This window comes from Krasilnikoviella flava, from assembly GCF_900167525.1.
GTDB classification, from domain to species: Bacteria; Actinomycetota; Actinomycetes; order Actinomycetales; family Cellulomonadaceae; genus Isoptericola; species Isoptericola flavus.
In genome coordinates this window covers 1-13,696 of record NZ_FUZQ01000007.1, presented here as the reverse complement: position 1 = coordinate 13,696, position 13,696 = coordinate 1, and the positions used below count along the sequence as shown (strand labels likewise).

Sequence of the window (13,696 nt, the reverse complement as noted above, 5' to 3'; positions counted from 1 at the left end):
CCTCAGGCCTCCCGTCCCGCGCGCACGCGCTCGTGCTCGCGCAGCACCTGCTGCACCACCTCGTCCGCCGACGACCCCCGGGTCTCAGGTGCCGGCTCCCGTTCCGGCTCCTGCACCGTCGCGGTCCGCGCGGCCGCGGCCTCCGCGGCGCGCTCTGCCTCGAGGTCCGCCGGCTCGGGGGTGACCTGCACCCGCTGCACCGCCCGTGCGCCGCGGCCCGGGGCGTCGAGCACCGGTGTCTGTCCCACCTGCGGGAGGATCGACTCCCGCTCGCCGTAGACGGCGTCCACCTCGTCGCGCACCACCGAGCCGGTCGACAGCTCGACGACGCGCTTGCGCATCTCGTTGACGATCTCGTCGTCGTGCGTGGCCATGACCACCGTGGTGCCGGTGCGGTTGATCCGGTCGAGCAGACGCATGATGCCGAGCGACGTCGTGGGATCGAGGTTGCCCGTCGGCTCGTCCGCGAGCAGGATCTGGGGCCGGTTGACGAACGCCCGCGCGATCGCGACGCGCTGCTGCTCGCCGCCGGACAGCTCGTGCGGCAGCCGCTTCTCCTTGCCGTCCAGGCCCACCATCTCCAGCACCTCGGGCACCGTGGTGCGGATGGTGTGCCGCGGCTTGCCGATCACCTGCAGGGCGAACGCGACGTTCTCGTGCACGGTCTTGCCCGGCAGCAGGCGGAAGTCCTGGAAGACGACACCGATGCTGCGCCGCAGGGACGGCACCTTCCAGCTGGACAGCCGGGACAGGTCACGACCCGCGACGTACACCTTGCCGCCCGTGGGCCGTTCCTCGCGCAGCACGAGCCGCAGGAACGTGCTCTTGCCCGAGCCGGAGGCACCCACGAGGAAGACGAACTCCCCCCTCGAGACGTCGACGGAGACGTCGTCGAGCGCGGGCCGCGCCCCTCGGGCGTAGACCTTCGAGACGTTCTCGAACCGGATCACGACGTGCCTCTCCCCTGCCAGGTCGACCGTGCGGCGCCGGAGCGGGCGCGACGTCGTGTCGCACCTGGGCCGGGCCGCCCGATTTCCGAGAGTCGCACCCGGCGGGGAGGGTGGCGCGAAGGACACGCCGGTGAGTCACGGGTCGGATCCGTCGCCCGGAGCGATCGATCCGCACCGCCGGGCGTCAGGCGGCGTCGGCGCCGCCGGAGCGACGCCAGCGGATCCCGGCCTCGATGAAGTCGTCGATGGCACCGTCGAACACGGCCTGCGTGTTGCCCGACTCGTGCTCGGTGCGCAGGTCCTTGACCATCTGGTACGGCTGCAGCACATAGGAGCGCATCTGGTCGCCCCAGCTCGCCTTGATGTCGCCCGCGAGCTCCTTCTTCTTCGCCGCCTCCTCCTGCTGCCGGATGAGCAGCAGGCGGGACTGCATGACGCGCAGGGCGGCGGCGCGGTTCTGGATCTGCGACTTCTCGTTCTGCATCGACACGACGGTGCCCGTCGGGAGGTGGGTCATCCGCACGGCGGAGTCCGTGGTGTTCACGGACTGCCCGCCGGGGCCCGACGACCGGAACACGTCGATCTTCAGCTCGGACTCGGGGATCTCGACGGAGTCCGTCTGCTCGATGAGCGGCACGACCTCGACGGCGGCGAACGACGTCTGGCGCCGCCCCTGGTTGTCGAACGGCGAGATGCGCACGAGGCGGTGCGTGCCGGCCTCGACGGAGAGGTTCCCGAAGGCGTACGGCGCGTTCACCTCGAAGGTCGCCGACTTGAGACCGGCCTCTTCCGCGTACGAGGTGTCCATGACCTTCGTCGGGTAGCCGTGGCGCTCGGCCCAGCGCAGGTACATGCGCATGAGCATCTCGGCGAAGTCCGCGGCGTCGACGCCCCCGGCGCCCGCGCGGATCGTGACGACGGCATCGCGCGCGTCGTACTCGCCGCTCAGGAGGGTGCGGACCTCGAGGATGTCCAGGTCCTTGCGGACCGCGGCGATCTCGCCCTCCGCCTCCGTCAGGGAGTCCTCGTCCTCCATCTCCTGGCCCAGCTCCACCAGGGTCTCGACGTCGTCGATACGACGTCCGAGCCTCTCGACGCGCTGCAGCTCGTTCTGCGCGATGGACAGCGCGGACGTCACCTGCTGGGCCTTCTCCGGGTCGTCCCAGAGGTCGGGGGCGGTGGCCTGCTGCGTGAGGTCGTCGATCTTCGCCTGCAGGACGGTGGGGTCGCTCACGGCCTCGATGGACTCGAGGGTGGCGCGCAGCGCCTTGATCTCTGCGGGAAAGTCGATGGTGGCCACGATCCTCAAGGTTACCCGCCGCGCGCTGCTCCCCCGCCCGGGTCGCGGTCGAGGGCCTCGCGGAGGGCCGCGACTCCCGGAGGGCGGCCGACGTCAGGCGCCGGCCGGCGGGTCCGGCAGCCCGCGGCCGAACACCTGCGCCGTGTCCCGCGCGCTGGGCGCACCGGCGTCGGGGTCGGCTCCCGCGGCGAGAAGGGCCACGACCACGTCGTCGGAGCCCTTGAAGACGGCGCCGGCCAGCGGCGACTGCCCGCGCGCGTTGACGCGGTCGACGTCGGCGCCGCGCGCCGCGAGGCCCCGCACGAGGCCGACGTGCCCGTGGTAGGCCGCGAGCATGAGCAGGGTGTTCCCCGCCGCGTCGGCGTGGTCGGCCGGGACGCCCGCGTCGACGAACTCCAGGAGCAGGCCGGCTCCCGCGCGGGCGAGGTCGAACATCTGGTCCAGGTCGACGGGCAGCTTGTCGTCGGTCATGCGCGCGAATCTACCGGGCGGGGGTGCCGCGCCGGGTCGATGCTGGACCCAGGGGGCCGAGGCGAGCGTGGAGGCGGTCGGTCATGACCACGTACCGGTGGCGCGGGCTGAGGACCGGCAGCATCGAGCACCTCGACGTGCTCCGCCGCGACGACCACCTGCGCGCCCGGTCGGTCGTCGACCTCGGGCCGGTGCGGCTGGAGTACGCGATGGACCTCGACCTCGCGTGGGTCTTCCAGGCGCTGCGGCTGCGGTCGTCCGACGGGCGCCAGCTCGACCTCAGCCGGGACGACGGCGGCGACTGGTGGGTGGACGGCGTCCTCCGGCCCGACCTGGCGGACGCCGTGGACGTGGACCTGTCGTTCAGCCCGTTCACCAACACGCTGCCGATCCGCCGCCTCGGCCTCACGGTCGAGGCGGCGGCCGACATCGTGACGGCCTACGTCGACGGGGAGTCCTTCGAGGTCGCTCCCGACCCGCAGCGGTACACCCGCCTGGCCGCGGACCGCTACGTCTACGAGTCGCGCGACGACGACTTCCACAGCGAGATCTCGGTGGACGCCGACGGGTTCGTCGTCGACCACCCTGGTCTGTTCACCCGCCGGCCCCCGGGGGCGTGAGGCTCACGCCGCGGCGATCTCGTGCCCGGGGCCGAACACCTCGTGATGGATCCGGTCGGTCGTGATGCCGCGGCCGAGCAGGGCGGACTGGACGACGGTCATGAAGGGCGCCGGGCCGCAGAGGTACGCGTCGGCGTCGTGCGGCAGGTCGAGACCGTCCAGGTCGATGAGGCCGGAGTGCAGCCGGTCCTGCGCGGGCCGGGTACCGAGGTCCTCGTACCAGCGGTGCAGCTCCGCCGTCGGGATGTCGTCGACGAGCGCGCGCAGCTCGGCCCGGTGCGCGTGCCGTGCGGGCGACCGGTCGGCGTGCAGCACGACGACGCGCCGCGTGGTGCCCGCGCTGCGCAGGTGGTGCAGGAAGCCGATCATCGGCGTGATGCCGATGCCCGCGGAGACCAGCACCAGCGGGTTGTCCCCGTCGACCAGGGTGAGCTCGCCGAAGGGGGTCGAGACCTCGAGGCCGTCGCCCTCGAAGGCGTTGGCGTGCAGGTGGTTCGACACCTCGCCGGCGGGTGCGACGCCGTCCGGGCCGGCGGGGATCGACTTGACCGAGATCGCCCAGGCCCCGGGCGCGGCGGCACCCGTCAGGCTGTACTGGCGGATCTGGCGGGCACCGTCGGGCAGGTCGACCGCCACCGACACGTACTGGCCAGGCCGGGCGGCGGGCAGCGGCGCGCCGTCGGGGGCGACCAGCTCGAGCGAGACCGTGTCCGGCGACTCCTGCACGCGCCGGGCGACCGTCACCTGACGCCACACGTCGCCGGGTGCGACGCCGGCCTCGGCGTAGAGGCCCAGCTCGATCTCGACGAGGGCGTCCGCCATGTCCCAGTAGACCTCGTCCCACGCGGCCGCGACCTCGGGGGTGACCGCGTCGCCGAGCACCTCGACGATCGCGGCGAACAGGTGCTCGTGCACGATCGGGTACTGCTCGGGGAGGATCCCCAGCGACGTGTGCTTGTGCGCGATGCGCGCCAGCACCGTGCGGGGGTCCGGGCCGTCGTCGACGAGGAGCGTCGCGTAGGCGGCGATCGCCCCGGCGAGCGCTCGCTGCTGGTCGCCGCGGGCCTGGTTGCCCCGGTTGAAGAGGTCGCGCTCCAGCTCGGGGTGCGCGGCGAACATGCGTCGGTAGAACACCGGCGTGATGTCGCCGATCGCGCCGCCGATCACGGGCAGCGTGGCGCGGACGACGGCGGCGGACTCGGGGGTGAGCATGCGTGACTCCTGTCTGTTCCTTCTGGGGTTCTCCTCGCCCAGGGCGGCGCGCCCGGGCGGAGACGTCAGCCGGGCGGGCGGGTGCCGATGGTGAGCAGCAGGTCCCGGGTGGGTGCGGCGGAGACGTCGGCGATCGTCATGGGGTCGAGCGCCGCGAAGAACGCCTCCCGGGCGCGGGCGAGCGCGCCGCGCAGGCGGCAGCCGCCGCGCAGCGGGCAGGGATTCGGCCCCTCGCACTCGACGACCTCGCCGTCGCCCTCGAGCTCGCGCGCGACGAACCCGACGGACAGGTCCCGGGCGCCGTCGGCGAGCCGCAGCCCGCCCGACCGGCCGCGACGGGCATCGACGACGCCGAGGCGGCCGAGTCGCGTGACGACCTTCGCCGCGTGCGTCGCCGGCACGTTCAGCTCGCCGGCGAGCGCGCGCGTGGTCGCCGTCTGCTCGGCGTCGAGGACGGCGAGGCGCATCACGATGCGCAGACCGAGGTCGGTGAACGCGGTGAGCTGCACACCCGCAGGGTAGCCAAATCGGACTCTCAGATGCGCCTTTGAGGGTGTGGGAAGTTCCACAACACGCCGTCATCGTCAGCACGGCGTCATCGTCCTGTTGCGCCGCGCGCCTGCGCCGCAGTGCGCTCAGCCGGCGCGGGCCGACGACGTGGCAGCGACGGTGAAGCCACCGCCGAACGCGTCCGTGAACCACCGCACCAGCGGCGGGTGGGACGTCGCGGCCAGCCGCACCCGCGCCGTCCGGCCGTCCGGGGAGGTGGCCTCGACCACGCGGAGGTCGTCCAGCCCCTCGGCCTCGCCCGGATGGGCGGCGAGGTAGTCCCGCACCGAGCCCTCGACGTCGGCGGCGGTGAGCGTGGGCACCGCCTCCCGCTGCGGGGCGCGAGCCTCCCCCTCGTAGAACCGCACCGGGGGCATCGCGTCCGCGGCGTCGGCCGCGACGGCGTCGACCAGGTTGTACAGGTGCTTGCGGTCGAGGTGCACGGCCGTGGCCGACGCCACCATTCCCACGATCATGAGCGCGATCGCCACCATCCCGGCCGTGAGCAGCATGATCCGCCCGTCCTCGTCACCACGTCCGCGGTCCGGCAGGGCGGTCCGTCCGCCGGTCCGTCCGCGGGTCGACGGAGCCGTCACGGGCGCGCCTGCCCGTACTCGTCGACGGTGGCGACGTGCGTGGCCGTGACCGGGATCTCGAGCGGCACCCAGCTGCGCAGCGCGGGCGGGACGAACGGCAGCGGCACGTCCAGGCGCGTCCGCACGCCCACCGTCGCGCCGGGCGTGAGGCAAGGGTCGGCCGAGCACTCCAGCGACACCGAGCCGTCGCCCACGGCGAAGCCCTGGTCGGCGAACGCGACGCCGGCGGCGGCCCGGGCGCGCTCGGCGCCTGCCGCCGAGGAATCAGCCGTGACCATCGCTCGCCCCGCCTCCCGCGCCGCGCCCTCGACCGCGAACGCGCCCGCCTGCACCTGGGCCACCGTGAGCACGAGGTACACGAGCGGCACCAGCAGCAGCACCGCCGTGCCGAGGAACTCCACCAGCGCCGCCCCCGCCTCGGGGTCGATCCCGTCGGCCTCGTCCACCTCGCGGGGCTCCGCCGCCGTCCGCGCCGGCGTCGTGCGCGCCGTCACATCTCCTCCAGCGCGTGACCCTCGAGCGTGAGCACGCCCGACGGGCCGATCAGCCCCACGACGGGCAGCGGCACCTGCACCGTCACCTCCACGACGTCGAGACCGCCCTCGACGGCCCGGCGCACGGACACGTCGTCCCCGTACCTGGCGCCCAGCGCGGCAGAGAGCAGCTCCTGCGTGCGCACGGCACCGCTCGCCAGGTCCCGGTCGGCACGCGCCGCGACCCGGGCGCCCTCGGCGGCGGCATCGATCGCGAGCGCCCGCACGTGCATCGCCAGCGCGACCTGCACCACGGCGAGGAAGAGCGCGAGGACCAGCGCCGAGACCATGACGAACTCGGCGACGGCCGACCCGGACTCCTCGTCGCGCGCGACCTTCGAGATCACGCCCGTTCCTCCGCGACCGGCGACGCCCACGCCGGGCGCGGGATCAGGCAGAAGGGGTGGCCCGCCGGGTCCGCGTACACGTCGCCGTGGCCCGCGCCCGGCACGGCGCCCGTCAGCCGACGGGCTCCCAGCGCGAGCACCCAGCCGTGGGCCTCGGCCACGTCGTCGACCATCGTCGACCATCACGTCGAGATGCATCTGCTGCGGCCGGACCGGGTCGCCCCAGTCCGGCGGCCGGTGGTCGGGGGCGCGCTGGAACGCGAGGCCGGAGTGCCGGTCGCTGGGCGCGACGACGGCGAAGTCGTCGTCGGCGTACGTGACGTCCTGGCCGAGCACCGCCGACCAGAACGCCGCCAGGGCGGCGGGGTCGGGGCAGTCGATCACCAGGTGGTGCAGCCGGCCGATCGCCATCTCAGCGACCCGTGACGCTCGAGATCGCCTGGGTGAACGCGTCCTCCAGCAGCGGCCCGGCGATCGCCCACAGGGCGACGACCAGGCCTGCCGTCATCAGCGTCACAAGCACCCAGCCGGGCACGTCGCCACGTTCCGGGTCGTCGGCCTCGGGGTGGCGCGGCGGCAGGTTCTCGGTCTCGTCGTGCATGGTCGGTCCTTTCGGTGGCACCGCGCGGTGGCGGCGGGGACGGAGGTCGGCAGGCATGCTCAGAGGCCGATCTGGAGGGTCGCGAGGGACGGGAACACGGCGAAGACGACGGTGATCGGCAGGATGAGGAAGACCACGGGAACGAGCATCGCGACCTCCTTCTTGCCGCCGGCCTCCATCAAGGCCCGGCGCCCCGACTCACGCACGTCCTGCGCCTGAGCACGCAGCACGTCGGCGAGCGGGGTCCCGCTGTAGGCCAATCCGCTGTCGCTACCCACGAAGAAGCCCCCGCAGCCGCTGCAACGGCTCGGGGGCATGGCCGGGAGGTAGCCCGACGTGCCCCACCTTACTGCTCACGCCCCCACGCGCGACATCATGACCAGCCTTGCCCGTGCTGGTTGGGGCGAGATCTCCGGTTCCGAACACAAGGGCACGCGGGCCATGCTCCGCGCCCTGGTCGACCTGCTCCCCTACGGCTCGGGCGAGGGCCTGGTGACCGCCCCCCAGCTCGCGGACGCCTCGGGCTACTCCGAGCGTTGGGTCAGGTCCCGCCTGTCCGAGCTCGAGGCGCGAGGGCTCATCATCTGGCGCCGTGGCGGCGTCGTCGCCGGCAAGTGCGTCCCATCGCACGTGCGCATCGCCAAAGGCGCGGTCCTGGCCCTCGTTGGCATTGCTCGCTCGATGAAGGACGCCGCCGTCGAGGCGCGACGGGCAGTGACACGACGTCGTGTTGTGGGCCTGTCGTTCGTGCTCGGCAAGCGTCGTCGCCCTGCCATCCGGAACTCGCTGCAAGCCTCCTCCCCCTCACGGGGAAGTCTCCCGACGCTTCCCCGTCGTGACGCTTCTCCTCACCACGAGTGCTCGCACGGCGAGCCGCGAGGCTCCGCCTACTGCGCCCTGTGCCGCCGTGACCTCCCTGCCTGACCAACCAACTAAGGAGTAACCCATGAGCACCCACCAGACCCGGACGTTCACCGATGAGGTGAACGCCGCGTTCATCCACCTCGACGAGATCATGAGCAGCGCCGTCCGTGAGATCACCTTCGCTAGCCTGAACTCGGGCGTCATCGACCGTGACGTCGCCAAGGCTGCCTCCGACAGGGTCGTGAAGCGCGCCCAGAAGGTCTACGAGCGCATCCTTACCGACGTCCCGCCACACCTCGCCGCCCGGCAGCTCGCAGCCGTCCTCGCGGAACTGACCATCTCCACCACGACCACGTGGGTCGTGGCGACCCACACCGCCATCAACTCCGCGAAGAAGGATGACGACGAGTGAGCAACCCTCGCCTCAACCCTGACTCCCTCCCGGTCATCCTTGCGATCTCGACGGGCACGGCTCTCGTCTTCCTCGCCTCGTTCGCGCTGTCGTTCAACGCGCTGGTCGACGTGGCCGGTTGGGCCAGAGTCCCCGGCTGGCTGTCGTGGGCGGTCCCCGTCATGCTCGACGTCGCCCTCGTCGTGTACAGCCTGTCGGCACTCGTGCGCCGAGCACGGGGACAGTCCGCGCGGTTCTCATGGTTCCTGCTGGCGTCCTTCACGCTGGTCTCGCTGCTCGGCAATGCGGCGCACTCCCTGGGCGTACCTGGGGCCGCACAGCCCTTCATCGGCACGGTCGTCGTCGCCCTGGCTCCCGTCGCTGCTCTCGCGGCTCTAGAGAACCTCGCCGGCCTCATCGTGGCGAGCACTCACGCCCGCACCGTCCCCGTGAGCACGCCCGACGGCGACGTGTGGCGCACGGACAACGTGGTCATGCTCCGCGAACTGACCGACGCCGAGGCCGACGAACTCGACATCCTCAGCACGCTCGCGAGCACACACCCGCAGTCCAAGCGCACACGCGACAACCTCGCGCTCATCCTGTCCATGCACAGGCGCGGAGAGCGCCACCAGAACATCGCTCAAACCGTCGGCATGTCCCGAACGCTGGTAGACCGTGCAATCCGGGACATGGAGTCAGTCGGCCTGGTCCGTGCGGCCTGACACCGGCCAGGTACCTCTTACTTCGGTGGGGAGGGAGTTCTCCGACCCAGATGCCGGACGAAGGTGGCGGGCGCGGTAGCGCCGGGACGGAAGGACGTGGCACCGGACCGCGCCGGGCCGCCGAATTCATCCACAGGTCTGCGCGTCGGTGTCGGTCAGGCGCTCTACCGTGGGCGGCATGACCACTGATCCCTGGGGAACAGCCTCTCCCCCGTCCGGGGCGAGCGCGGGTCCCTGGGGGCCGTCCGTCTTCGCTCAACCCGAGAAGGACCCTAGCCCGGACCCTGATTCCTCCACTACCAATGGTCTGGTAGCCCTCATGGAGCGCCAGTTCGACCTCCTCATTGCAGTATCGCGCCATGAGGTGAGCATTAAGGACAAGGACGCAGACCGGCGCTACCGCGAACGTGCGCACAGGATTCGAGCGGCATTGCGACAGCGGGGAGTCAACGACCCGTTCCCCTGGTCAGACTTAAGTGCTTGGTGGGATCGCTGCTCCGAACTTGGGACCTACAGGGAGCGCCGCTCTCTGCTGAGGGAGTCATACGAACCCGTACAGGCCGAACTTGAAAGAATGGGCGACAGTCACGAGCTGCTGGACGTGGCGCTCACGACTGAGGCCAGGTGGGCGCCACTAGAGTCGCGAATCGCAGGTCTTGTCGCCGAGTACGGATCGGCCCGCGACCTGGACCAGTGGCAGGACGTGGGTCGCCGATCGCGCGAGATCCTCAAGGACGCCGTGAATCTTGTCTACGACGAGTCCATGTGCCCAGATGGCACCGAGGTACCGAAGCGTGGGGACGCTAAGGCTCGCTTTGATCAGATCATCAGTGCCAGGCTGGCCGGACCGTCGTTTGAGCAACTGCGCGCATGGTTCAACCGCTCATGGTCCCTCGCCAACGCCGCCACGCACTCGGCCACGGCGCCGAGGACGGCAGCGTTCGCTTCCGGTCAATCCGCCGTGGCGCTTGCTCGAACCCTCCACCTGCTAGCGCGCGAGACCGCGCCCGCCTCCACCTTCGCCGACGAGCCATCTCGCTTACCCGAACAACCAGCCATGCCGGATGAACCCCCTTTCTGAACCGCCCCGAAAGTTCGCGGAGGCAAACGCCTGATCGGTGAGAAGGGAGCACGCTTGCAATGCGAGTTACCAACGTTCTACTACGCAGGTCCGCATCAGGTTCCCCCGTTTCGGAGCGCCTGTCGGCGCGATGCGGCACCATCTGTCCATGAACGTACCCGACCTCAAGCCTGAGACCTGGGTAGCTTTGGCTGCCGCAGGCGTAGCCCTGCTGGTCGGGCTCGTCGGGCCGTTCGTCAACGCCCGGACCCAGAAGCGCACGCTCAAGGCGCAGCGCGAGATGGCGAATGACGACCGGCTCTGGGCGAAGCGCGCCGAACTCTACGAGGAGATCCTTGTGTGGTCGCACGGAGCGCGAAGTCGGCTCCTTGGCGTCATCGGAGGCACGGTCACTGGTGACACCTCCGAGGGGCTTCGGGCGTTCCTCTACGACGCTCGGCTCCCGCCGCACGTGCAGGCCAGGCTCACGGCGTACGCCTCGGATCGCGTGACTCAGGCCGTGCTGTGGTACGAGACCGGCCTACGGCGCCTGGTCGAGGCGGACCTGATGGAGATCGAGAACCCGACTGAGGGGAACCGGGACTACGCGACTGAGCAGGAGCACGACTTCCTCGTCACGAAGGGCGTCATGGAACAGGCCATCTCGGACGAGCTGGCCGGCGCTCCACGAGGGGGCGGCATTGGCATGTGGGGGTACCGAGCGGTCGGACGCCGGGCGCCGTTCGGCGCATGGCTTCAGGCTGTTCGAACACACGTTCTACGCTCGCCTCGTGGAGCGAGAGGCTGAGGGCAAGACTTGGCAGCGACCGGACGCTGATTCGGACTGGCGCATCCGGAGGCCGCTCAACGCCGAGCGGCCTCCCCACGTCCCGCTCAAGCCGCAGGGCAGCATCCCCGTCATCGTCCGCCTGCTCTGGCCCACGCACGAGGAGCTCATGCCGGCTGAGGCCGTGCGCTGGACCAAGGGCCACGTGCAGGTCGCCGTCATCGAAGTTGGGGCCGCGCAGGGAGCGACCGAGCTGTACGTCTGGCTCCGCGCGAGCGACGTCTACCGGACCATCCCCAGACGTCCGCGACTAGGCCGGGCGGGGCAGTAAGCCTCCGTACCAGATTTCACCCCGCCAGAGCGCCGCTCCCAAATGGCTTGCATGATTGCCTTGCCCAGTGAAGCGAGCGACTTGGCTGCTGGTTGCAGCACTTTCGGCGGGCCTGGCGAGCGGGTGCTCGGGTGGCGGCGAGGACGACGTGATCAGCGCCGACATCGCGGCGGAGGAGGGTTGGGACTGGCCACTGAGCGTGGACAGCGTGACCTACATGTGCGGCGAAGGAAACGCGATCATCGTCAAGGCCGACGGGGAGTTGTATGCCCTGAACGGCCTGGCAAAGGGTCAGGGCTACGCCGACCTTGACCCGATCTGGCTCGACGACCCCGAGGTCGACGGGCTCAAGGTCGACGCCGGCAGCCTCACTGATTACGTCCTGGAGCAGTGCGGGTACTAGCCCGTCCACGACCCGGAGCCAACCCACACTCCTGACAGACCGGCGCGGCAACATTGCTCGCCACGCCGCCCGGTGAGGCAGCCCTCCGACCGCCGGAACCTCGCCTGCGCGCCTCCGACGATGAGGCGCCGCCCCGCTTCTAAGGTACGCAGGAGGACGCGGAACTAGGGGAGCAGATGCCGATCACGTCGAACGCGCTTGGCCAGGAGTTGAATCGGCTGGCAGAGCGCAGGCTCGAAGCGCAGCGGTGGACTGTTGACGGAATGAGGCTTGCCTGCACCTTCACGGTGGGGATCGCCGCCGCGATCGACGCGAGCGCGTGGCAGGTCGCCCAAACGGCAGGCCAAGCCGTCGTCGCAGCCTTCCTGCTCGCCGCATCTGGCCTGCTACTGATTGTGATGTGGCTGGTAGCAAGCCTCGACGAGCCGGACACCGACTCGATCCTGGAGATGGCACGGGTCGCCGGCCTTCCAGACGAGCAGACCGCAGACCTGCTCGTCGCCCAGGTCATGATCGCCGCTAAGAGCAACCGTATGAACGTGCTCGTGGCCACCTGGCTCGGGGGGCTGTCAGCGATCGCAGCCATCGCCTTGAATCGCCCTGGGTTTCTTGGAGGCTCCTGACCTTGGAAACGAGGATGGAGCCATGCCGAAGGAGCAGACGCCCGGGAAGCCGCAGACGCGGCGGTACTCGGATGAGGAGAAGGCCGCGGCGGTGCGGATGGTGCGCACCCTGCGGGCGGAGCTGGGGACCGAGCACGGCACGGTGCAGCGGGTCGCCTCGCAGCTGGGCTACGGCGTGGAGTCGGTGCGCCAGTGGGTCAAGCAGGCCGAGATCGACGACGGCTACGCGCCCGGGGTGCCCGCGAGCGAGGCCCGGCGGATCAAGGAGCTGGAGCAGGAGAACCGGGAGCTGCGGCGCGCGAACGAGATCTTGAAGCGGGCTGCGAGTTTCTTCGGGGCGGAGCTCGACCGCCAGCACAAGAGGTAGTGGCGTTCATCGACGCCAACCGTGGCGATGTCGTCGACGGGGCGCGGCTCACAGTCGAGTCCATCTGCACCGTGCTGCGCGCGGCAGGGGTGCAGGTGGCTGTGAGCACGTACTACGCCGCGAAGAAGCGCCCTGCCTCGGCGCGGGCGTTGCGTGACGCCGAGCTGCGCCCGCGGCTGCGGGCGCTGTGGGATGACAACTACCGGGTCTACGGCGCACGGAAGCTGTGGAAGGCCGCCCGCCGGGCCGGGCTGGAGATCGGTCGGGACCAGGTTGCCCGGTTGATGCGCGCCGAGGGCATCGAAGGTGCCCGGCGGACCAAGCGGGTCCGCACCACCAAGGCGGCCGAGGGCGTGCCGCGGCATCCGGACCTGGTCGGTCGGGACTTTAACGCCATGGCGCCGAACGAGCTGTGGGTCACCGACTTGACCTACGTGCCGACCTGGGCCGGCGTGGCCTACGTGTGCTTCATCATCGACGCCTACTCGCGCATGATCGTCGGATGGCGGGTCGCGGCGCACATGCGCACCACGATGGTCCTGGACGCGATCGAGATGGCCCGGTGGTCTCGCGGCACCCACCTCGAGGGACTGAGGTGTCACAGCGACGCCGGATCTCAGTTCACGAGCCTGCGCTACGGCGAACGACTGGCCGAGATCGGCGCGGTTCCGTCGATCGGGACGGTGGGCGACTCGTATGACAACGCGTTAGCCGAGACCGTCAATGGCTACTACAAGGCCGAACTCATCCGCGGACCCGCCCGACCCGGACCGTGGAAGAGCGTCGAGGACGTCGAGCTCGCGACCCTGGGGTGGGTCCACTGGCACAACACCGAGCGCCTGCACGGCTACCTCGGTGACGTCCCGCCCGCCGAGTTCGAGAGCGCCCTCTACGCTACCCAGCAGGGGTCGAGGGCCCTGGCCGAGATCAAATAACCAGAGCCTCCATCAGACCCAGGGCGATTCA

At 70.8% G+C, this 13,696-nt stretch carries 20 protein-coding genes and 2 pseudogenes; 10 read left to right on the top strand and 12 right to left on the bottom strand.

Going from position 1 to position 13,696, the window contains the following annotated elements:
• Positions 1 to 2: 2 nt before the first annotated feature.
• The 3 genes from ftsE to B5Y66_RS18125 form a co-directional block, all read right to left on the bottom strand.
• Positions 3 to 950, bottom strand: coding sequence for a cell division ATP-binding protein FtsE (ftsE, locus tag B5Y66_RS18135; protein ID WP_079576037.1), 948 nt, complete (start codon positions 948 to 950; stop codon positions 3 to 5).
• 184 nt (positions 951 to 1,134) lie between these two features.
• Entirely contained in the window at positions 1,135 to 2,250 is a 1,116-nt protein-coding gene (gene prfB, locus B5Y66_RS18130; RefSeq protein ID WP_079576036.1) for a peptide chain release factor 2, read from the bottom strand.
• 93 nt (positions 2,251 to 2,343) lie between these two features.
• On the bottom strand, positions 2,344 to 2,721 hold the full coding sequence (locus B5Y66_RS18125) for an ankyrin repeat domain-containing protein (protein ID WP_079576035.1): 378 nt from the start codon (positions 2,719 to 2,721) through the stop codon (positions 2,344 to 2,346).
• A gap of 83 nt (positions 2,722 to 2,804) precedes the next feature.
• Between B5Y66_RS18125 and B5Y66_RS18120 the strand changes: the two genes are divergently transcribed.
• Positions 2,805 to 3,341: a putative glycolipid-binding domain-containing protein gene (locus B5Y66_RS18120; protein ID WP_079576034.1), complete on the top strand. Its 537-nt coding sequence runs from the start codon at positions 2,805 to 2,807 to the stop codon at positions 3,339 to 3,341.
• A gap of 3 nt (positions 3,342 to 3,344) precedes the next feature.
• Here the strand turns inward: B5Y66_RS18120 and B5Y66_RS18115 are convergent, their stop codons facing one another.
• The 9 genes and pseudogenes from B5Y66_RS18115 to B5Y66_RS18080 all read right to left on the bottom strand — a co-directional run.
• A complete protein-coding gene (locus tag B5Y66_RS18115) occupies positions 3,345 to 4,553 on the bottom strand; it encodes a globin domain-containing protein (RefSeq protein ID WP_079576033.1) in 1,209 nt (402 codons plus the stop codon).
• Between the two features lie 65 nt (positions 4,554 to 4,618).
• Positions 4,619 to 5,062, bottom strand: a complete 444-nt coding sequence (locus tag B5Y66_RS18110; RefSeq protein WP_079576032.1) for an RrF2 family transcriptional regulator — start codon at positions 5,060 to 5,062, stop codon at positions 4,619 to 4,621.
• 126 nt (positions 5,063 to 5,188) lie between these two features.
• Complete coding sequence (locus tag B5Y66_RS18105) at positions 5,189 to 5,614, bottom strand: hypothetical protein (protein ID WP_079576317.1); 426 nt, start codon at positions 5,612 to 5,614, stop codon at positions 5,189 to 5,191.
• An 80-nt stretch (positions 5,615 to 5,694) separates the two neighbouring features.
• Positions 5,695 to 6,192, bottom strand: coding sequence for a pilus assembly protein (locus tag B5Y66_RS18100; RefSeq protein WP_245807207.1), 498 nt, complete (start codon positions 6,190 to 6,192; stop codon positions 5,695 to 5,697).
• Positions 6,189 to 6,578 carry a TadE/TadG family type IV pilus assembly protein gene (locus B5Y66_RS18095; protein ID WP_139820977.1) on the bottom strand — a complete coding sequence of 130 codons (390 nt, stop codon included), beginning with the start codon at positions 6,576 to 6,578 and terminating at the stop codon, positions 6,189 to 6,191. The genes B5Y66_RS18100 and B5Y66_RS18095 overlap by 4 nt, the downstream gene beginning before the upstream one ends.
• Positions 6,575 to 6,751, bottom strand: a complete 177-nt coding sequence (locus tag B5Y66_RS23200) for a VOC family protein (RefSeq protein ID WP_281252028.1) — start codon at positions 6,749 to 6,751, stop codon at positions 6,575 to 6,577. The genes B5Y66_RS18095 and B5Y66_RS23200 overlap by 4 nt, the downstream gene beginning before the upstream one ends.
• 79 nt (positions 6,752 to 6,830) lie before the next feature.
• Positions 6,831 to 6,989, bottom strand: a pseudogene (locus B5Y66_RS23195) (VOC family protein); the annotation flags it as partial.
• 1 nt (position 6,990) lies between these two features.
• Positions 6,991 to 7,179, bottom strand: a complete 189-nt coding sequence (locus B5Y66_RS18085) for a hypothetical protein (protein WP_079576031.1) — start codon at positions 7,177 to 7,179, stop codon at positions 6,991 to 6,993.
• A gap of 59 nt (positions 7,180 to 7,238) precedes the next feature.
• Positions 7,239 to 7,427: pseudogene (locus B5Y66_RS18080) on the bottom strand (type II secretion system F family protein); the annotation flags it as partial.
• A 127-nt stretch (positions 7,428 to 7,554) separates the two neighbouring features.
• On the opposite strand from B5Y66_RS18080, the gene B5Y66_RS18075 reads away from it, so the two are divergent.
• The 9 genes from B5Y66_RS18075 (at position 7,555) to B5Y66_RS18035 (ending at position 13,665) form a co-directional block, all read left to right on the top strand.
• Positions 7,555 to 8,103, top strand: a complete 549-nt coding sequence (locus B5Y66_RS18075; RefSeq protein ID WP_139820976.1) for a hypothetical protein — start codon at positions 7,555 to 7,557, stop codon at positions 8,101 to 8,103.
• A gap of 22 nt (positions 8,104 to 8,125) precedes the next feature.
• The gene (locus tag B5Y66_RS18070; protein ID WP_079576029.1) at positions 8,126 to 8,455 is read left to right on the top strand and encodes a hypothetical protein; all 330 of its coding nucleotides are present in this window, start codon (positions 8,126 to 8,128) and stop codon (positions 8,453 to 8,455) included.
• Positions 8,452 to 9,159 (top strand): DUF2637 domain-containing protein, encoded by a 708-nt coding sequence (locus tag B5Y66_RS18065; RefSeq protein ID WP_079576028.1) that lies wholly within the window; start codon positions 8,452 to 8,454, stop codon positions 9,157 to 9,159. Before B5Y66_RS18070 ends, B5Y66_RS18065 begins: the two co-directional genes overlap by 4 nt.
• 319 nt (positions 9,160 to 9,478) lie before the next feature.
• Positions 9,479 to 10,240, top strand: coding sequence for a hypothetical protein (locus B5Y66_RS18060; RefSeq protein ID WP_139820975.1), 762 nt, complete (start codon positions 9,479 to 9,481; stop codon positions 10,238 to 10,240).
• A gap of 148 nt (positions 10,241 to 10,388) precedes the next feature.
• Complete coding sequence (locus tag B5Y66_RS18055) at positions 10,389 to 11,027, top strand: hypothetical protein (RefSeq protein WP_139820974.1); 639 nt, start codon at positions 10,389 to 10,391, stop codon at positions 11,025 to 11,027.
• Positions 11,011 to 11,337 (top strand): hypothetical protein, encoded by a 327-nt coding sequence (locus B5Y66_RS18050; protein WP_245807206.1) that lies wholly within the window; start codon positions 11,011 to 11,013, stop codon positions 11,335 to 11,337. The genes B5Y66_RS18055 and B5Y66_RS18050 overlap by 17 nt, the downstream gene beginning before the upstream one ends.
• Before the next feature lie 67 nt (positions 11,338 to 11,404).
• Positions 11,405 to 11,740, top strand: a complete 336-nt coding sequence (locus B5Y66_RS18045; protein ID WP_139820973.1) for a DUF2511 domain-containing protein — start codon at positions 11,405 to 11,407, stop codon at positions 11,738 to 11,740.
• Between the two features lie 176 nt (positions 11,741 to 11,916).
• Positions 11,917 to 12,363, top strand: a complete 447-nt coding sequence (locus B5Y66_RS18040) for a hypothetical protein (RefSeq protein ID WP_079576024.1) — start codon at positions 11,917 to 11,919, stop codon at positions 12,361 to 12,363.
• Positions 12,364 to 12,385: 22 nt separating this feature from the next.
• Positions 12,386 to 13,665 (top strand): IS3 family transposase gene (locus tag B5Y66_RS18035; protein WP_139820890.1). Its coding sequence is split into 2 segments (ribosomal slippage): positions 12,386 to 12,689 and positions 12,689 to 13,665, totalling 1,281 coding nucleotides; the frame shifts between segments, so codons are not numbered across the junction.
• Positions 13,666 to 13,696 lie beyond the last annotated feature (31 nt).